This window comes from Streptomyces sp. TBY4, from assembly GCF_024213195.1.
GTDB lineage: Bacteria > Actinomycetota > Actinomycetes > Streptomycetales > Streptomycetaceae > Streptomyces.
Map to the genome: position 1 here is coordinate 21,232 of NZ_JANAVF010000025.1, position 18,290 is coordinate 39,521.

The 18,290-nt window shown below is 73.0% G+C and carries 13 protein-coding genes; 8 read left to right on the forward strand and 5 right to left on the reverse strand.

Annotation, left to right across the window (positions count from 1 at the left end):
- Positions 1 to 57: 57 nt before the first annotated feature.
- The gene (gene cofD / locus NLX94_RS36530; RefSeq protein WP_254387581.1) at positions 58 to 1,017 is read left to right on the forward strand and encodes a 2-phospho-L-lactate transferase; all 960 of its coding nucleotides are present in this window, start codon (positions 58 to 60) and stop codon (positions 1,015 to 1,017) included.
- A gap of 32 nt (positions 1,018 to 1,049) precedes the next feature.
- On the forward strand, positions 1,050 to 2,399 hold the full coding sequence (locus NLX94_RS36535) for a coenzyme F420-0:L-glutamate ligase (RefSeq protein ID WP_254387642.1): 1,350 nt from the start codon (positions 1,050 to 1,052) through the stop codon (positions 2,397 to 2,399).
- A 27-nt stretch (positions 2,400 to 2,426) separates the two neighbouring features.
- Here NLX94_RS36535 and NLX94_RS36540 read toward each other — a convergent pair whose 3' ends face one another.
- Positions 2,427 to 3,305 (reverse strand): DNA-3-methyladenine glycosylase 2 family protein, encoded by an 879-nt coding sequence (locus tag NLX94_RS36540; protein ID WP_254387643.1) that lies wholly within the window; start codon positions 3,303 to 3,305, stop codon positions 2,427 to 2,429.
- Between the two features lie 1,395 nt (positions 3,306 to 4,700).
- Positions 4,701 to 6,158 (reverse strand): peptidoglycan recognition protein, encoded by a 1,458-nt coding sequence (locus tag NLX94_RS36545; protein ID WP_254387582.1) that lies wholly within the window; start codon positions 6,156 to 6,158, stop codon positions 4,701 to 4,703.
- Between the two features lie 150 nt (positions 6,159 to 6,308).
- On the opposite strand from NLX94_RS36545, the gene NLX94_RS36550 reads away from it, so the two are divergent.
- From NLX94_RS36550 to NLX94_RS36565, 4 genes are all read left to right on the forward strand, one after another.
- A complete protein-coding gene (locus NLX94_RS36550) occupies positions 6,309 to 7,058 on the forward strand; it encodes a TIGR03089 family protein (protein WP_254387583.1) in 750 nt (249 codons plus the stop codon).
- Between the two features lie 215 nt (positions 7,059 to 7,273).
- Positions 7,274 to 8,494 (forward strand): LCP family protein, encoded by a 1,221-nt coding sequence (locus NLX94_RS36555; protein ID WP_254387584.1) that lies wholly within the window; start codon positions 7,274 to 7,276, stop codon positions 8,492 to 8,494.
- A gap of 222 nt (positions 8,495 to 8,716) precedes the next feature.
- Positions 8,717 to 10,450, forward strand: coding sequence for an LCP family protein (locus NLX94_RS36560; RefSeq protein ID WP_254387585.1), 1,734 nt, complete (start codon positions 8,717 to 8,719; stop codon positions 10,448 to 10,450).
- Between the two features lie 101 nt (positions 10,451 to 10,551).
- Positions 10,552 to 12,258, forward strand: coding sequence for an LCP family protein (locus NLX94_RS36565; RefSeq protein ID WP_254387586.1), 1,707 nt, complete (start codon positions 10,552 to 10,554; stop codon positions 12,256 to 12,258).
- A 105-nt stretch (positions 12,259 to 12,363) separates the two neighbouring features.
- Here NLX94_RS36565 and NLX94_RS36570 read toward each other — a convergent pair whose 3' ends face one another.
- On the reverse strand, positions 12,364 to 13,389 hold the full coding sequence (locus NLX94_RS36570; protein ID WP_254387587.1) for a glycosyltransferase family 2 protein: 1,026 nt from the start codon (positions 13,387 to 13,389) through the stop codon (positions 12,364 to 12,366).
- 93 nt (positions 13,390 to 13,482) lie between these two features.
- On the opposite strand from NLX94_RS36570, the gene NLX94_RS36575 reads away from it, so the two are divergent.
- Positions 13,483 to 15,060 carry an LCP family protein gene (locus NLX94_RS36575; RefSeq protein ID WP_254387588.1) on the forward strand — a complete coding sequence of 526 codons (1,578 nt, stop codon included), beginning with the start codon at positions 13,483 to 13,485 and terminating at the stop codon, positions 15,058 to 15,060.
- Here NLX94_RS36575 and NLX94_RS36580 read toward each other — a convergent pair.
- Complete coding sequence (locus tag NLX94_RS36580; protein WP_254387589.1) at positions 15,057 to 15,599, reverse strand: acyl-CoA thioesterase; 543 nt, start codon at positions 15,597 to 15,599, stop codon at positions 15,057 to 15,059. The two genes, NLX94_RS36575 and NLX94_RS36580, sit on opposite strands and share 4 nt — an antisense overlap.
- 106 nt (positions 15,600 to 15,705) lie before the next feature.
- On the opposite strand from NLX94_RS36580, the gene NLX94_RS36585 reads away from it, so the two are divergent.
- Positions 15,706 to 17,052: an LCP family protein gene (locus NLX94_RS36585; RefSeq protein WP_254387590.1), complete on the forward strand. Its 1,347-nt coding sequence runs from the start codon at positions 15,706 to 15,708 to the stop codon at positions 17,050 to 17,052.
- 71 nt (positions 17,053 to 17,123) lie between these two features.
- Here the strand turns inward: NLX94_RS36585 and NLX94_RS36590 are convergent, their stop codons facing one another.
- Positions 17,124 to 18,206, reverse strand: a complete 1,083-nt coding sequence (locus tag NLX94_RS36590) for an NDP-sugar synthase (protein ID WP_254387591.1) — start codon at positions 18,204 to 18,206, stop codon at positions 17,124 to 17,126.
- Between the last annotated feature and the right edge of the window lie 84 nt (positions 18,207 to 18,290).

Genomic DNA, 18,290 nt, shown 5'->3' on the forward strand with positions numbered 1-18,290 from the left:
GTGCCCCCGCCGACCACCGCCCCTCAGCGGCCAGCCTGCGGCTGACAGACTGTCTGCATGCGCATTGTTGTACTGGCCGGCGGCATCGGCGGCGCCCGTTTCCTCCGAGGTCTCCAGTCCGCCGTTCCCGACGCGGACATCACGGTCATCGGCAACACCGGTGACGACATTCACCTGTTCGGACTCAAGGTCTGCCCCGACCTGGACACCGTGATGTACACCCTCGGCGGTGGCATCAACGAGGACCAGGGTTGGGGCCGCACCGACGAGTCCTTCACCGTCAAGGAGGAACTCGCCGCGTACGGGGTCGGACCGACCTGGTTCGGCCTCGGCGACCGCGACTTCGCCACCCACATCGTCCGTACGCAGATGCTCGGTGCGGGCTACCCGCTCAGCGCCGTCACCGAAGCCCTCTGCGACCGCTGGCAGCCCGGGGTCCGGCTGCTCCCCATGTCCGACGACCGGGTCGAGACCCACGTCGCGATCACCGACTCGCAGAGCGGCGAGCGCCGGGTCATCCACTTCCAGGAGTACTGGGTCCGGATGCGTGCCGCGGTGGACGCCGAGGCCGTCGTACCCGTGGGTGCCGAACAGGCCAAGCCCGCGCCCGGCGTCCTGGAGGCCATCGCGGCCGCCGACGTGATCCTTTTCCCGCCGTCCAACCCCGTGGTGTCGGTGGGGACCATCCTCGCCGTACCCGGCATCCGCGAGGCCGTGGCCGCCGCCGCGGCGCCCGTGGTCGGCCTCTCCCCCATCGTCGGGGGCGCTCCCGTGCGCGGGATGGCCGACAAGGTGCTGGCCGCCGTCGGCGTCGAGTCCACCGCCACCGCCGTCGCCCTGCACTACGGCACCGAGCTGCTCGACGGCTGGCTCGTCGACACGGCCGACGCGGACGCCGTCGCCGCGGTGGAGGCCGCCGGCATCACCTGCCGGGCGGTACCGCTGATGATGACCGACCTGGCCGCCACGGCGGAGATGGCGCGGGCCGCGCTGGAACTGGCGGAGGCCTCGCGGTGACCGACGAGGACCGGGTGACCGGCGAGGACCGGGTGACCGACGAGGAGTACCCGTGCCAGTTCCTGGTGCAGGCCGTCCGCGGGATTCCCGAGGTACGGCCCGGGGACGACCTGGCGGCGCTGATCGCCGCCGCGACCGACATCGGAACCGACTTCGGGACCGGCAGCGGTGGCACCGGCACGCGGCTGCGCGACGGGGACGTCCTGCTCGTCACCTCGAAGATCGTCTCCAAGGCGGAGGGCCGGATCGTCCGCGCCGATTCCCGCGAGGAGGCCATAGACGCCGAGACCGTACGGGTCGTCGCGCGCCGCGGGACGCTGCGCATCGTGGAGAACCGGCAGGGGCTGGTCATGGCCGCGGCCGGGGTCGACGCCTCGAACACCGAGGCCGGCACCGTCCTGCTGCTGCCCGAGGACCCCGACGCCTCGGCCGCCGCGATCCGGGCCCGGCTGCGGGAGCTGTGCGCGGTCGACGTGGGCATCATCGTGACCGACACCTTCGGGCGGCCCTGGCGCACCGGGCTCACCGACGTGGCGATCGGCGCGGCCGGCGTGCACGTCCTGGACGACCTGCGCGGGGGCACCGACGCCCACGGGAACCCGCTGAGTGCGACGGTCGTCGCGACCGCCGACGAGCTGGCCGCCGCCGGCGACCTGGTCAAGGGCAAGGCCCGGGGCCTGCCGGTGGCGATCGTGCGCGGGCTGGAACACGTACTGGGCGAGGGGTCCTCGGCGGCCGACCTGGTCCGCTCGCCCGCCGACGACATGTTCCGGCTGGGCACCTCGGAGGCGGTACGGGAAGCCGTGACGCAGCGGCGTACCGTACGGGCCTTCACCTCGGAGCCCGTCGACCCCGGCGCGGTCCGGCGCGCGGTGGCGGCGGCCGTCACCGCCCCGGCCCCGCACCACACCACGCCGTGGCGGTTCGTCCTGCTCGAATCGGCGGGCGCGCGGCTGGAACTGCTGGACGCGATGCGGGACGCCTGGATCGAGGACCTGCGGCGGGACGGCAAGTCCGAGGAGTCCATCGCGAAGCGGGTCCGGCGGGGCGACGTCCTGCGGGCCGCGCCCTACCTGGTGGTGCCCTGCCTGGTCACGGACGGCGCGCACGACTACGGGCACGCGCGCCGGGACGCGGCGGAACGGGAGATGTTCGTCGTCGCCATGGGCGCGGGCGTGCAGAACTTCCTGGTCGCGCTGGCCGGGGAACGGCTGGGCTCCGCGTGGGTGTCCTCGACGATGTTCTGCCGCGACGTGGTGCGCAAGGTGCTCGGGCTCCCGGAGGACTGGGACCCGATGGGCGCGGTGGCCGTGGGGCACGCCGCGGCCGCTCCGGCGGAGCGGGCGGCGCGGGGCGCGGAGGAGTTCATCGAGGTGCGGTGAGGTCCGGCGGGGCCTCGGGGACACCCCCTAGAACCTGCCGATGTCGCCCCGGGGCATCCGGGGGGCACGGCGGGGCGGTGTGACGCCGGCCAGGAGGACGAGGCGGGCCGCGCGGTGGCGCTGGCCGGCGTACGGGGCGAGCAGCTCCAGCATCGCGGCGTCGTCCGCGTCCCGGTCGCCCGCCAGGGCGTAGCCGATGATGCCCGGCAGGTGGAGGTCGCCGGTGGTGACGGCGTCGGGGGCGCCGTTGCTGCGCTGGAGGGTTTCCGCCGAGGTCCACGGGCCGATGCCGGGCACCGCCTCCAGGCGGGCGGTGGCCTCCGGGAGCTCCATGGCGGCGGCCTCCTCCAGGCGGGCGGCGAGGCGGGCCGCGCGGACGATGGTGGCGGAGCGTTTGGCGTCGACGCCGGCCTTGTGCCAGTCCCAGGACGGGATGAGGGCCCAGGTGCGGGGGTCGGGCATCACGTAGAGCTCGGGGCCGTTGCCTGGTGTCGGTCCCGGGGCCGGCTCTCCGTACTGGCGTACGAGGCGGCGCCAGGCGCGGTACGCCTCGTCGGCGGTGACCTTCTGCTCCAGGACCGTCGGGATCAGGGACTCCAGGACCAGACCGGTGCGGGTCAGGCGCAGGCCCGGGCGGCGGCGGTGGCTGGCGTGCACGAGCCGGTGGCGGGGCACGAAGGCGGCGGGGTCGTCGGCGGAGCCGAGCAGCTCGGGCAGCCCGTCGAGGATCCAGTCGGCGCCGGGGCCCCAGGCGGTGGCGGTCACCCCCGGCCCGTCCTGAGTCACCCGCAGGGTGGCGGGGCCGGCCGGGGTGCGGGTGGCTCGCCAGACCGTGCCGGGGGCTGTGCGGAAGGTGGGGTCGGCGGGGCCGCGTCTGAGGGGGCCGAGGGTGAGGCCCAGGTCCACCGGGGTGGGTGGGGTCCAGGAGCGGGTGCGGGGGGTGTGGGCGGGGTGGGGTGATGTCCGGCCTCGGGCCTGGGGCCGGGCCTCGCCTGTGGCTTGGCCCTGGCCCTGGCCTTGGCCCTGGCCTTGGCCCTGGTGCTGGCCCTGACCCTGACCCTGGCCCTGACCCTGGCCCTGGCCCTGGCCCTGGCCCTGGCCCTGACCTTGGCCCTGACCTTGGCCCTGGCCCTGGCCCTGGCCCTGGCCCTGGCCCTGGCCCTGGCCCTGGCCCTGGCCCTGGTGCTGGCCCTGGCCCTGGTGCTGGCCCTGGTGCTGGCCCTGGTGCTGGCCCTGGTGCTGGTGCTGGCCCTGCCCCTGGCCCTGGCCCTGGTGCTGGCCTTGGGCTTCGTCGGGGGGCTCGTCTGTGCTCCGGGCCTGGCGGTGGGGGTCGCTGGGGGGTGGGGGCACCGGGGTGCGGCCGCCGCGGATCGCGGTGCGGGTGAGGGGGTCGTAGCGGCCTGCCATGTCCTTGAGCGTAGCCCTGCGGGGCCGTCCCCTACCCGCCCTTCCACCGTTCCCCGGGCGCTGCCCGGACCCGCGCCTCAAACGCCGGCGGGGCTGGGTGTGTCCCCGGGCGCTGCCCGGACCCCGGTCCTCAAGCGCCGGACGGGCTGGAGGGGGTGCCGGGCTGCGCCCGGACCCCCTGGGGCTCCGCCCCAGACCCCGCGCCTCAAACGCCGGCGGGGCTGGATTTGGCTGGCGTCAGCCTGTAGGTGCGCGCAGCGCGCCCCTCCGGCACCCTCAGCCCCTCCGGCGTTTGAGGAGCGGGGGTCCGGGGGCTGGCCCCGGCAACGGCGTCGCACCCGGCAGCGAGTCCGGGCCACATGGGAACCGCGCGGGCGCAGCCCCGGCACGGGGGCCGGGCCCAGCCCAGGGGACGGTCCGGCCCAGCCCGGGGGACGGTGCGGGGCCAGCCCGGGGGACAGTCCGGGCCCAGCCCAGGGCACGGTGCGGGCCCAGCCTGGGGGACGGTCCGGGCCCAGCCCGGGGAACGGGTCCGGGCGCAGCCCGGGGGGCGGTGCGGGCGCGCAAGGGGTCCGGGGCGGAGTCCCGGGGAACGGGCGAAGGGTGGGTAGGGGACCCAGCCCCGCAGGGCCCACCCAGCCGCGCCCGCCCACCGGCACCCGCGCCACGCGGCGGTGGCGCCGGCTCCGACCCGCCACCGCCGGACGGAGTCCGGCGCAGCGGGGCGAAGCCGCGAAGCGGTGCGAGCTCCGCGTTGAGAAGGGGGCCGGCGCAGCGGGGCGAAGCCGCGAAGCGGTGCGAGCTCCGCGTTGAGAAGGGGGCCGGCGCAGCGGGGCGGAGCCCGGGAAGCGCGCCAGCGCTGAGCGGTGCGAGTTCCGCGTCGAGAAGGGGGCCTCAGGGGCGGCCCTGGAGTTTGGCTGAGGCGGTTCGGGTGGGGGGGAGTTGGCTGTAGAGGTGGCGGCCGGGGCATTCGGTGGCGAAGCCGTCGCGGTGGCCCGAGATGACGTTCAGGCTGACGTTGCTGCCCTTCGCGTAGAGGTTGCCGCCGCCCGAGCGGAGGGTGGTCTTGCCGCGGGGGTCGGCTCCGAAGAGGCCCAGCTTCCAGGCCGTGAGGCGGGCCACCGCGTCGACGGCCGCCTTGGGCGGAGCCGTGGAGGCGAAGGTGCCGATGACCGCGATGCCCATGCTGTCCGTGTTGAAGCCCATGGTGTGCGCACCGAGCACCGCCTTGGCGACTCCGCCCGCCCGGCCCTCGTAGACGGTGCCGCACTTGTCGACGGCGAAGTTGTAGCCGATGTCCCGCCAGCCGCTGCTGACCACGTGGTAGCGGTACAGGCTGCGCAGCACCGCCGGGGCGTCCTTGCAGGCGTAGTTGTTGCCGGAGGCGGTGTGGTGGACGAAGGCGGCCTTGACCGTGTTGGTGTAGACGAAGCCGCTCTCGCGCAGGCTCTCGTCCGCGCCCCAGCCCATCCGGGTGACGATCTTCGGGCGCGGGCCGATGTACGGGGCGGCCGCGAGCGCTCCGTCGGCGAGGACCGCGTCGGCGGTGGAGTCGGCCTTGTTGAGGGCGGGGATCTCGTGGGCGCCGAGGGGGGCCATCGGGACGTTGGCGGAGGAGGACTCGGCCATCTCCATGGTCATGCCGGGGAGGAGGGCCATCTCTCCCTTGTCGTCGTCGACAGGCGACAGGCGGTCCGGGGCGGCCGCTTCGGACGGATTGGCGTTCTTGGCGTCCTGTGGGGCCCCGGTGGATTCTCCCGGGTCCACCAGTTCGATGCGCAGGCCCGTCGGGAGGCCGCCGCCCTCCGTGTGGCCGCCCGGTTCCGCCTGGACGCGGACCTCGATGCCGTCGGACTCTCCGACCCACAGGGGGGCGGTGCTGCCGCGGGTGCGGCCGGTGCCCCGTTCCGCCGTGCCGGGGTCGGCGGCGTGTTCGGTGTTGTGGGTTTCGACGTCCTGCCAGTCGGACCAGGCGGCGGTGGCCACCGATCGGGTGCGGACCTGGACGCGGCCGTCGAGGTGGGCGCCGGCGTCGTCCCAGACGACGCCGACCAGCGAGAAGGTCCTGACCTCGCGCGCCGGCAGGCCCCGCGTCTCGGGCAGCCGGGGCGAGGTGCTCATGCCGGGGACCCCGGCGGCGCGGCCCGCCGCGGGTCCGACGGGGACGAGCGGCAAGGACTCGGTGGATCCGGCGGGGACGGCCGGGGTCTCGGGGGCGGCCGGGGTCTCAGGGGCGGCCGGTCCCGCGACGACCGCTGCCGGGTGTGCGAGGGCCGTGGAGGGGAGCGCGAGCGGCAGGGCCAGTGCGGCAGCCGTCGCGACGCCGATGGAGGAAGCAAGGAGTGCACGCATGGAATGGATGTTCAGTACTGGCGGCAGCGGGCGCCATCCGGGAACTGACGTACCGTCCGGTCCGGGCGCCGATACCCCTCCTCCGTACGGGGGATCGTGCTGCGGCCGTACGGAGGAGGGGCGCGGGCCGCGCCGCGTAGGCTCAGGTCCGTGAATGCCACTGACCGCACCCCTGCCGACCTGCTGCGATCCGCGCTCGCCGCCGATCCCGGCCGCCCGCTCGTCACCTTCTACGACGACGCCACGGGCGAGCGCGTCGAATTGTCCGTCGCCACCTTCGCCAATTGGGTGGCCAAGACCGCCAACCTGCTCCAGGGCGACCTGGGCGCCGAGCCCGGCGACCGGCTCGCGCTGCTGCTCCCGGCGCACTGGCAGAGCGCCGTGTGGCTGCTCGCCTGCGCCTCGGTCGGGGTCGTGGTGGAGGTGGGCGGGGATCCGGGCGGGGCCGATCTGGTGGTGAGCGGTCCGGACACGCTGGAGGAGGCCGCCGCGTGCTCCGGTGAGCGGGTGGCGCTCGCGCTGCGGCCGCTGGGCGGGCGCTTCCCGCAGCCGCCGGCCGGGTTCGCCGACTACGCCGTGGAGGTGCCGGGGCAGGGCGACCGCTTCGCACCCTTCCAGCCCGTGGACGCGGACGGGCCGGGCCTGGTGGTGGGCGGCGAGGAGCTCTCGTACGCGCGGATCTGCGAGCGGGCCCGCGAGGACGCGGGGAAGCTCGGCTTCGGCGAGGGCGCCCGGGTGCTGTCCCGGCAGGGCTACGACAGCTGGGAGGGGCTCTCGGCCGGGCTCTACGCGGCCCTGGCGACGGGCGGCTCCGTGGTGCTGTGCCGCAACGCGGAGGGGCTGGCGGACGCGGCTCTGGCCCAGCGGATCGAGAGCGAGCGGGTCACCCACACGGCCTGACTCCACCCGGGCCGGCCGTCACCCGCACGGCCGACCCCACCGCCGCCCCCGCCGTCACCCACACCGCCCAACGCCGGATCTGGGCGATTTGTCACCCACATGGCCCTATACAGGGCCGCGCCCCCGGGCCGCATCGATCACCCGGGGGCAGGATCGGCACAGGCCGTACTCACCCGTACGGCCCGTACCGGTTCGGGTGAGGGGACGGAACGCGAGTGACGGACAGCGCGGGCATACCGGGCGGCACCGATGCGGCCGGAGGCGAGAAGCCTCCGAACGGCCGCAGGCGGCGCCGTCTGCTGCGCTGGATCGGGCTCGGGACCGGCCTGCTGGCCGTCGTCGGGGCGGGCACGGGCTGGTGGATCTACTCCAAGCTCGACGGGAACATCGCCGAGGACACCTCCGCCGCCGCTGAGCTGCGGCGCTACGACAAGGAGCGCCCGGCCCACCTGGGGGGCGGCGCGCAGAACATCCTGCTGATCGGCTCCGACTCCCGCAGCGGCGCGGGCAACGCCCCGTACGGGCAGGACGAGGGCACCCAGCGCTCGGACACCACGATCCTGCTGCACCTGCCGGCGGACCGGAAGAGCGCCACGGCGGTGTCGATACCGCGGGACCTGATGGCCGAGATACCCGCGTGCCTGAAACCGGACGGCGGCCGGACCAGGGAGCAGTTCGCCCAGTTCAACTGGGCGTTCGAGTGGGGCGGGACCGCCTGCACGATCCGGACGGTGGAGGCGATGACCGGGATCCGGGTCGATCACCACATGGTGCTGGACTTCAGCGGCTTCAAGAAGATGGTGGACGCCATCGGCGGGGTGGAGGTGTGCCTGCGGCGGCCGGTGGACGACGCCGAGGCCAAGCTGAAGCTGCCGGCGGGCCGGCAGACCCTGCAGGGCGAGCAGGCGCTGGGCTTCGTACGGGCCCGCCACAGCCTGGGCAACGGCAGCGACACCGAGCGGATGGAGCGCCAGCAGCTGTTCCTCGGCTCGCTCGTCAAGAAGGTGCAGAGCAACGGGGTGCTGCTCAATCCGGCCCGGCTGTACCCGCTGCTGGACGCGGCGACCTCGGCGGTGACCACCGACCCGGGGCTGGCCTCGCTGCGCGGGCTGTACGAACTGGTCCGGGGCGTACGCGACATCCCGACCGAGCAGATCAAGTTCCTCACGGTGCCGCGCAGGCCGTACGCGGCCGACGCGAACCGGGACGAACTACGCGAACCCGACGCGACCCAGCTCTTCCAGCGGCTGCGTGCGGACCAGCCGCTCACCATCGCCCCGCCCGCCCCCACCCCCACGGGCACGCCCACGGCCCCGGGCGGGGAAAGGGAGGTGGCCGCGGGCGACGGCAAGGCGGACCGCCCGGGAACCGCGGAGCCCTCCGGGCCCGTCCCCACCTTCACGGGTACGACGGCCGGTGTGGCCGACTGCCGGTAAAGCAATCCCAAAAGCCGGTGTCCGGGCCGAGCTTGTTGGGGCGATTGCCCCGTTGTAAGTGCGTGGAATTCATCACCAGCATGGTTTGCGGCGAACCTGTCCGGATAAGGTGAGCGATCCGGCGCCCGGCCAGCACAGAGGCCGCGCGCCAGCAGCCGGATCGTTGACCGGGCGCCTGGGGGAGGCGCGTCGCGAAGCACCGACGGAGGATTCGAGTTAACCGTGGATGCGCAGAGCCGTGGACGGGCCGACGAGATCGACCCCGCTGACCAGTGGGTCCTCAACCCCCGCACCGGCAGCTACGAGCTGCGACTGGAGGATTCCGGTGCGCAAGCGCCCTCGCAGCGCTCCGCCCCCCGCACGGCGCCCCGCAGAACTCCTGTTCCCCCCCGCTCCCCCGCGGCCCCGTCCCCCGCGGTTCCCGGACCGCGCCGCGGTGACGGCGGCCCGCCCGGCGGCCGCCGCGGCGGGCGTTCGCGCAAGATCGGCGGTGGCGGCCGCAAACGGGCCCTGACCATCACCGGTGGAACGCTGGCGGTGCTGCTGGTCGGCGGCTCGGTGGCGGGGTACCTCTACTACCAGCACCTGAACGGCAACATCCAGATCACCGACGTCGGCGACGCGGGCACCAGCGGCGGTTTCAAGAAGGACCAGCCGATCAACATCCTGGTCATCGGCACGGACAAGCGCAGCGGCGCGGGCAACGAGGGGTACGGGGACGCCGGCAGCGTCGGCCACGCCGATACGACGATCCTCTTCCACGTGTCGAAGGACCGCTCCAACGCCACGGCGCTGTCCATCCCGCGCGACCTGATCACCGATCTGCCGGTCTGCCCCACGAAGCAGCCGGACGGCTCGACGAAGGACATCCCCGGCGAGCGCGGGGCGCGCTTCAACACCAGCCTCGGGCAGGCGGGCCGCGACCCGGGCTGCACCATGCGCACGGTCAAGGAGCTCACCGGGATCCAGGTCGACCACTTCATGATGGCCGACTTCAACGCGGTGAAGAACCTGAGCACCGCGGTCGGCGGGGTGCCGGTCTGCGTGGCCAAGGACGTCGACGACAGGGACTCCAAACTCAAGCTGACGGCGGGCGAGCACCGGCTGGCGGGCGAGCAGGCGCTGGCCTTCGTACGGACCCGGCACGCCTTCGGCAACGAGAGCGATCTCGACCGCATCAAGACCCAGCAGCAGTTCCTCAGTTCGATGATGCGCGAGATGAAGTCCAAGGAAACGCTCACGAGTCCGAAGAAGTTCTTCTCTCTGGCAGAAGCCGCCACGAAGTCGCTGAGCGTGGATTCGGGGATAGGGTCGATCGGAAAACTTACCGATCTTGCCGGTGAGTTGAAGAACATAGACCTCAAAAACATCACCTTCACCACGCTTCCGGTGCTCGACAATCCGGCGGAGAAGGTCAAAGCCACCGTGGTCGTCAACCAGGCTCAGGCCGAGCCCCTGTTGCAGATGATCCGGGGAGACGTCTCCCTCACGGAGGTCGAGCAGAAGGAGCAGGCCGCGAAGGACGCGGCGGCCGCCGACGCGAAGGCCAAGCTGGACGCCCTCCTGCAGGGCCCCCGCGCCGCCGCCAAGGACGTCCGGGTGGACGTCTACAACGGCGGCGGCCCGGCCGGATCCGCCTCCGGCACCCTGAACTGGCTGCAGAACACCAAGGGAGTGCCCAAGTCCAGCAACCTGGGCAACGCGCCCGCCAAGGTGGACGCCACACAGCTTGAGTACGCTCCCAACCAGGCCGATCAGGCCAGGGCGCTGGCGGACATGATGGGTCTGCCGGCGACGGCACTGAAGATGGGCACGGCCGATGCCGCGCCCAGGACGCCGATGAAGCTGACGCTCGGCGCCGACTTCAAGGGGGCGGGGGTCTCCATGACGGCGCCCCAGCAGGCTCCCGAAGGCGTACAGCGGGTCGAGGCGGACAAGGCAGTCTGCGCCAAGTGACGGACGGGTGGGCCGGCCGGTCCACCGCGGTCACGAAAGGACGTGCCGGCACCCGCCGGACCGGCACACTACCGACACAGAATGATCGTGATGGGGGACGCGTGAGGCACAGCAGCGTGCAAGGGGAGGGGGCTCCGGGCCGGGCCGGCGACGGCATATCCGGCGCCGGCACCCGGCCGACGGCCACCAGTGCCGTACCCGCGCCGAGGTCCGGATCCGGCTCCGGCCGCCGCCGCGCCGGTGGCGGGGGCGGCAGACGGCCGAACCGGCGGGGACGGCGCCGCGTACTGCGCTGGACGGCCTCCATCGTGGCGCTGCTCATACTCGGGACGGCGGCGGCCGGTTACCTCTACTACCGCCACCTCGACGGCAACATCCGCAGCGGCCAGCGCCTGAGCGGCGACAGCGGCGTCGCCCGGAGCGAGGCCGACGCCGCGGGCCGGCGCCCGATCAACATCCTGATGCTCGGCTCCGACCTGCGCGACGAGGCGAACGCCAAGCTCGGCGGCGGCTGGGACATGATCGGCGACTCGGTGCGGGCCGACGTGCAGATGCTGGTCCACATATCGGCCGACCGGAAGAACGCCTCGATCACCACCGTTCCGCGCGACACCATCGTGGACATCCCGGAGTGCACCGATCCCGCGACGGGCACCAAGTACAAAGCCACGAAGATGATGATCAACGAGAGCTTCGCGCGCGGGGGCGCCGGCTGCACCCTGGCCACCTGGGAGAAGATGGCCAACGTCTACATCGACCACTGGATGCTGATCGACTTCACCGGTGTCGTGAGCATGGCCGACGCCATCGGCGGCGTCGACGTCTGCGTCAACCAGAACGTCTTCGACCAGTCGAAGCCCGGTTCGGGGACGGGCGGTTCCGGCCTCAAGCTGACCGCGGGCACCCACAAGGTCCAAGGCCAGCAGGCGCTCCAGTGGCTGCGCACCCGGCATGCCTTCGGCAGTGACATGGGCCGGGCCAAGGCGCAGCACATGTACATGAACTCGATGATGCGCGGGCTCAAGAGCCAGAACGCCTTCACCGACCTCCCCCGCCTCACGGGCCTGGCGGAGGCGGCGACGAAGGCGCTGAAGGTGTCGGAGGAGATCGGGTCGGTCAAGAAGCTCCTCGACCTCGCGCTGCTGCTCAAGGACGTGCCGATCAACCGCATCACGTCGTCCACGATCCCGGTGCTGCAGGCTCCGAACGACGAGAACCGGCTGATCCTCAACCCCGCGGACGCCCCCAAGGTGTGGGAGATGCTCCGCAAGGACGTCGCCCTGGACAAGAACGGCGACCCGGCGCCGGCCGAGAGCGGCCAGCCCGGCGCAGACCCCTCGGGCCCCGCCACGTCGACCGAGCCGACCCCGCAGACGTCCTCCTCGCCGCCGACCTCCAACCCCGCGAAGATCGCCGTACAGGTGGTCAACGGCACGGGTGTCGGGGCAGCGCCGGTGGGCAAGCGGGCCACGGCCATCGCCGGCGAGCTGGTCGCCAAGGGGTACTCGCTGGCCAAGGCGGACGGCGCGCTGACCCCCGAGAAGGCGACGGTCGTCCGCTACGCCACCGACGCCCAGGCGGCCGACGCCCAGAGCGTCGCCGCGGCGCTCGGGATCCCGGGCACCTCGGTGCAGAAGTCGGCCGCGGCAGCCAAGATCACGGTCGTGGTGGGCGCGGACTGGCGCGAGGGCGCCACGTACCCGCAGCAGGCGCCGCCCGAGGCCGGTTCGGTCCCGGAGTCGGCCGACGTGCTCAACGGCACGGACACCAGCTGCATGGACATCTACGCGCCGTTCCAGTGGAAGTGAGCGGCCGCAGGACGGGCTCGCCGCAACGCTGACGCCTTCGGACACCGAAAGGGGTGACCCGGTCCGCCGAGGACCGGGTCACCCCTTTGGTGTGCGTACGCGGGCTCAGGCCTCGGCGGGGTCCCGCCGGATCGACGGGCGGCGGCTCGCGATGACCTTGGCGGCGAGCGAGCGCGGGCTCGTCAGGAAGCCGTACCCCCAGCACACGTGCATGGTCGCCAGGGCGACGGGGATCCGCATGCGGGCCTTGAGCCCCAGCCCCTTGCCCGCCGGGACGGAGCCGGCGGTGATCGCCGCGAGGTAGCCCGCCGGGAGGACGAAGGCCCACGGGGTGACGGCCGCTCCGACGACCACGCCGGCGGCGATCGCGCAGACGGCGGCCGGTGCGGCGAGGTAGCGCAGGTTGATGGAGCCCGAGTGGTAGCGGGCCACCACGTGGCGCCAGCGTCCGTAGTCCTTGTACTGCTTGGCGAGCGCGCGCACGGAGGGCCGCGGGCGGTACTGGACCTTCAGCTCGGGCGAGAACCAGATGAGCCCGCCCGCCTCGCGGATGCGGAAGTTCAGCTCCCAGTCCTGGGCGCGGATGAACTCCACGTTGTAGCCGCCGGCCTGCTCCAGCGCCTCGCGGCGGAACACCCCGAGGTACACGGTGTCCGCCGGGCCCGCCTTGCCGCCGGTGTGGAAGGCCGCGTTGCCTACGCCGATCCGCGAGGTCATCGCGGCCGCGACGGCTTCCTCCCAGGGGTTCTCGCCCTCGGCGTGCATGATGCCGCCGACGTTCTGCGCGCCGGTCTCCTCCAGGAGGCGGACCGCGGTGGCGATGTAGTTCGGGGAGAGCATTCCGTGGCCGTCCACGCGCACCACGACCGGGTGGCGCGAGGCCTGGATGGCCGCATTGAGAGCGGCGGGGGTGCGGCCGGTGGGGTTCGGGACGGTGTGGACGCGGGGGTCTTCCCGTACCAGCTCGGCGGCGATCTGGTCGGTCCGGTCCTTGGACGGCCCGAGGGCGATCACCACTTCCATCTCACCCCCGTACTCCTGTCCGAGGATGTGGCGGACCGAGTCGCGCAGGTGACGCTCCTCGTTGAGCACCGGCATGATCACCGAAACTGCGGGCTGCTGGGTGGGCATGTGGTCCTTCAAGGTCGGGTATCGGTGTCACGTTACCGCGTACGGGGGAACCGGGTGCGCGCCGGATGAGCAGTACGGACAGCAGCTGATCGTATGGGCCTACCGTTCTCACGAATCTGCCGAACGTGCGAGGTGTCCCCCGTGCCCCAGCCGCACCGTCCCACCCGACCCGCCCTGCCCGCCCGGTCCGCCCGGCCGGCGCAGCGCGCGCCGCGGCCCGGCGGTCCGGCCGGGCCCCGGAAGGGCGGGAAGCGGCCGGCGGACAGACCCCGCTGGGGCGTACGGCTCGCCGCGGGACTGTCGGTGCTCGTCCTGGGCTCCGGGGCCCTCGGGCACGCCGTGATGACCGGGCTGGACACCGGGATCCAGCGGGTGGACCCCTTCAAGGACATGAAGAACCGCCCGCAGGCCGGGCACGGGGTGAACTTCCTGCTCGTCGGCACCGACGGACGCGACAAGATCACCGCCGCGGAGAAGCGCGAGTACCGCCTGGGCGGCGCCCCCTGCCACTGCACCGACACCGTCATGATGGTCCACCTCTCGGCGGACCGGACCCGTGCCAGCGTGGTCAGCCTCCCCCGCGACAGCTTCGTGGAGCTGCCCGCGCACGTGGACGGCTCCAGCGGCAAACATCACGGGCCCCACCCCGTGAAGCTCAACGCCGCCTATGCCGAGGGCGGGCCCCAGCTGACCGTGCGCACCGTCGAGAGCATGACCCGGGTGAAGATCGACCACTATCTGGAGGTCGACTTCACCAGCTTCATGAAGACCGTCGACGCCATGGGCGGCGTGGAGATCTGCACCGCCAAGACCATGCGCGACCCCAACACCGGCCTCGACCTGCTCCCCGGCAGCCACCGGCTCAGCGGTGGACAGGCCCTTCAGTACGTGCGCTCGCGCCATGTCGACGGGGCCTCGGACCTGGGGCGGATGCAGCGCCAGCAGCGGTTCATCGCCGCCCTGATCAAGCAGGCCACGAGCGGCGGGGTGCTGCTCAACCCCGTCAAGTTCAAGCAGGTCAGCTCCACCCTGCTGAGCTCGGTCCGGGCCGACAGGGGCTTCGGCTCGGAACAGATGCTGGCGCTCGGGCAGGCCATGCGCGACTTCACCCCGTCCTCCTCCGAGTTCGCCTCCGTGCCGGTCGGCGACCCCTCCTTCCCGGTGAAGGGCATCGGCTCCACCGTGAAGTGGGACGCGGGGAAGGCCGCCAAGCTCTTCCAGGCGCTGCGCGAGGACCGGCCGATGGCTCCGCCCCCGGCCGCCGCCGCCGGCCGCCCGGTGCAGCGGCAGCCCGCGGTACCGGTGGACGTGCCGCCGGGGCAGGTCCGGGTCCAGGTGGAGAACGGCACCCGGATCGACGGGCTGGGCACCCGGGTGGACTCGGCGCTGCGCGCCACCGGCTTCGACACCACCCGGGCTCCGGGGAACGGCGCGAGCCGGGACGTCAAGCGCACGGTGATCACGTACGACCCGCGCTGGGACCGGTCGGCCCGCTCGGTGTCGACGGCGCTGCCCGGCAGCGAGCTGCGGGCGGTGCGGGGGCAGGGGCGGACCGTCGTGGTCATCGCAGGCGCGGACTACCGCAAGGTGGTGGCGGTGCGTGCGGAGGACCCGTACCAGGGCGCCTTCGGCGTGGTCACCGGTGACCAGGTGGTCTGCGGCGGGTCCTAGGCGTCGGCGTCGAGTCCCTGCGCGGACCGCTCCTCGCGCAGGTCGCGGATGGCCTGGCGGCGGGCTAGCCGGTGGGTGCGGCGGATCTGGGCCTCCTGGTAGCGCCGCTCGTCGCGCTCGGTCTCCCGGATCACCTGCGGGACCTCGCGGGGCCTGCCGTCGGAGTCGACCGCGGTGAAGACGAGGTAGGCACTGCCGACCTGGGTGGCGGGGGTGGACTCGTTCCACCGCTCCGCGAGGACGCGTACGCCGATCTCCATGGAGGAGCGGCCGGTCCAGTTGCACTGGGCCTTGACGTGGACGAGGTCGCCGACGCGGACGGGGGCGAGGAAGGCCATCTCGTCCATGGAGGCGGTGACCGCCGGGCCGCCGGAGTGGCGGCCGGCCACGGCACCGGCCGCGTCGTCCACCAGCTTCATGATCACGCCGCCGTGCACCGTGCCGAGGAGGTTGGTGTCATTGGCGGTCATGATGTGGCTCAGCGTGGTGCGGGACGCCGAGATCGGCTTTCCCCGCAGCTCGCCCGGTATCTCTGTCATGGGGACAGCTTAAGTGCGGCCTGCTGGTGTCAGCTCTGCAACAGCAGCGGTACGAAGAGCTGCCGGGGGTGTTCCGGGGGGCTGTCTGCCAGGCATTCTTGGGCACATGAGTGACTGGGACGGGTGGAGCGGCGAGCAGGACCAGCGCGGCCGCCGCGATGACGGGTACGGCCGCGGCAGCGGCCGGGCGGAGCCGGAAGGCGCACAGCGGATGAGGCACGTCCAGCGCCCCGGCCCCGGCCCCCAGGCGTCCCGGCAGCCCCAGCAGCCGCCGCAGCCCCAGCAGCCCCCGCGCCGTCCGGCCCAGCCGCCGGCCGGGCCCGCCTACGTGCCTCCGCAGCAGGACGGCTCGTACAACGGCGCCGGAGGCTACGACAGCGGCTACAACACCGGCCAGGTGTACGGAGGCGGCCAGCCGCCCGGCGGGCCGCGCGGACGCGGCCCCGGCGGCCCGGCCCGCCCGGCGGGCCCCGCACCGGACTGGCGCAAGCGGCTCAAGATCGGCTCGATCGTGCTGGTCTCCGGCCTGCTCGTGACGGGCATCGGCACCTACTTCTGGGCCGACTCCAACGTGCGCCGCGAGGTGGACCTCTCCAAGGTCATCGAGCGCCCGAAGGAGGGCGACTGCACGACCTACCTGATCGTGGGCTCCGACAGCCGTGAGGGCATGTCCGCCGAGGACAAGAAGAAGCTCCACACCGGCTCGGCCGAGGGCAAGCGCACCGACTCGATGATGATCCTCGCCAAGTGCTCCAGCGGGAACACGATGATCTCCCTGCCGCGCGACTCCGACGTGGAGATCCCGTCCTTCGTCGGCTCGGAGTCGGGCAAGAAGTTCGCGGGCACGGGCAAGCGCACCAAGCTGAACGCGGCGTACGCGGATGACGGCCCGGAGCTGCTCGTGCGGACGGTGGAGTTCAACACCGGCCTGCGCATCGACCACTACGCGGAGATCGGCTTCGCCGGCTTCGCCAACATCGTGGACGCGCTGGGCGGGGTGGAGCTCAACATCGAGAAGGGGTTCAAGGACGACAAGTCCGGGGCCGACTTCAAGGAGGGCACCCAGACGCTGAACGGCGAGCAGTCGCTGGCCTACGTACGGACCCGCTACGCCTTCGCCGAGTCGGACCTGCAGCGGACCAAGAACCAGCAGAAGTTCCTGTCGGCCCTGGCCAGCCAGGCGGCGACCCCGACGACGATCCTGAACCCGTTCACGCTGTACCCGGTGCTGGGCGCGGGTCTGGACACGCTGATCGTGGACAAGGACATGTCGCTGTGGGACATGGGGTCGATGTTCTTCGCGATGAAGGGCATCAGCGGCGGTGACGGCGTGTCCATGAACATGCCCATCTCCGGTCAGCGCGGCGGCAACCTCGTCTGGGACAAGGCGAAGGTGCAGCAGCTGGTGCAGCAGATCCAGAAGGACGAGAAGGTCACCGTCCGCGGGAACTGATCACGACGCCCGGTCACGACGCCCGGTCACGGTGGCGGGCGCCCCTCCTCGGGGCGCCCCGCGCATCCGCGTCAGGCGTCGGGGGAGAAGCGGATCGCCGCGTCGGGCAGCCGTGCCCCGCACCAGATCCGGGCGCCGGCGCGGAGCTCGTTGTCGGCCCCCACCTCGGCTCCGTCACCGATGACGGTGGCGTCCAGTACGGTCCGCGCGCCCACCGAGGCGCCCGCGCCGATCAGGCTCGCGGACACCTGCGCGTCCGGGCCGACGACCGCGTCCGCCAGCACGATGGAGCCCTGGACCACCGCACCGGCCTCGATGCGGGCTCCGGCGCCCACCACGGTGCCCCCCGACAGCTTGGCCCCGGCCGCGACGTGGGCCCCGGGCAGGACGAGGGACTCGCCGCGGCGTCCGGGGACGGCCGGGGAGGGGACGACGCCGCGGACCAGGTCGGCGGAGGCCTGGATGATCGCCTCCGGCTTGCCGAGGTCCATCCAGTACGTGTTCTCGGTGACCCCGTGCAGGGTGGCCCCGGAGGCCAGCAGCCCGGGGAAGGTCTCGCGCTCCACGGAAACGGACCGGCCGGCCGGGATGGTGTCGATCACGCTGCGCCGGAAGACGTAGCAGCCGGCGTTGATCTGGTCGGTGATGATCTCCTCGGGCGTCTGCGGCTTCTCGGTGAAGGCCAGCACCCGCCCCCGGGCGTCCGTGGGGACCAGGCCGAAGGCGCGCGGGTCGTCGACCCGCACCAGGTGCAGGGAGACGTCGGCGTCGGCCGCCTTGTGGGATTCGACGAGTCCGGCGATGTCCAGGCCGGTGAGGATGTCCCCGTTGAAGACGAGCACCGGGGAGTCCGGGCCGCCGGTGAGCAGCTGCGCCGCGTTGCGGATGGCGCCGCCGGTGCCGAGGGGCTCGTCCTCGACCACGTACTCCAGGTGCACGCCGAAGGCGGACCCGTCCCCGAAGTAGGGCTCGAAGACCTCGGCGAGGTAGCAGGTGGCCATCACGATGTGCGTGACGCCTGCGGCGGCGGCGCGGGCTATCTGGTGGGCGAGGAAGGGAACACCTGCCGTGTGGACCATCGGCTTCGGCGTGTTCACCGTGACGGGGCGCAACCGCGTCCCCTGTCCGCCGACCAGCAGGATCGCTTCCGTCATTTGCGTTCTCCCCAACCGGTTCCGGCGTACGAAGGTCCAAATTTAGCCCATCCGGGGGGTCCCCAGGGGGCTGGTGCCCGATGT

Bases quoted from the DNA above. Each gene is read 5' to 3' on its own strand.
- cofD (WP_254387581.1), top strand. From the start codon at position 58: ATGCGCATTGTTGTACTGGCCGGCGGCATCGGCGGCGCCCGTTTCCTC.
- NLX94_RS36545 (WP_254387582.1), bottom strand. From the start codon at position 6,158: ATGCGTGCACTCCTTGCTTCCTCCATCGGCGTCGCGACGGCTGCCGCA.
- NLX94_RS36570 (WP_254387587.1), bottom strand. From the start codon at position 13,389: ATGCCCACCCAGCAGCCCGCAGTTTCGGTGATCATGCCGGTGCTCAAC.
- NLX94_RS36575 (WP_254387588.1), top strand. From the start codon at position 13,483: ATGGGCCTACCGTTCTCACGAATCTGCCGAACGTGCGAGGTGTCCCCC.
- NLX94_RS36580 (WP_254387589.1), bottom strand. From the start codon at position 15,599: ATGACAGAGATACCGGGCGAGCTGCGGGGAAAGCCGATCTCGGCGTCC.
- NLX94_RS36585 (WP_254387590.1), top strand. From the start codon at position 15,706: ATGAGTGACTGGGACGGGTGGAGCGGCGAGCAGGACCAGCGCGGCCGC.
- NLX94_RS36590 (WP_254387591.1), bottom strand. From the start codon at position 18,206: ATGACGGAAGCGATCCTGCTGGTCGGCGGACAGGGGACGCGGTTGCGC.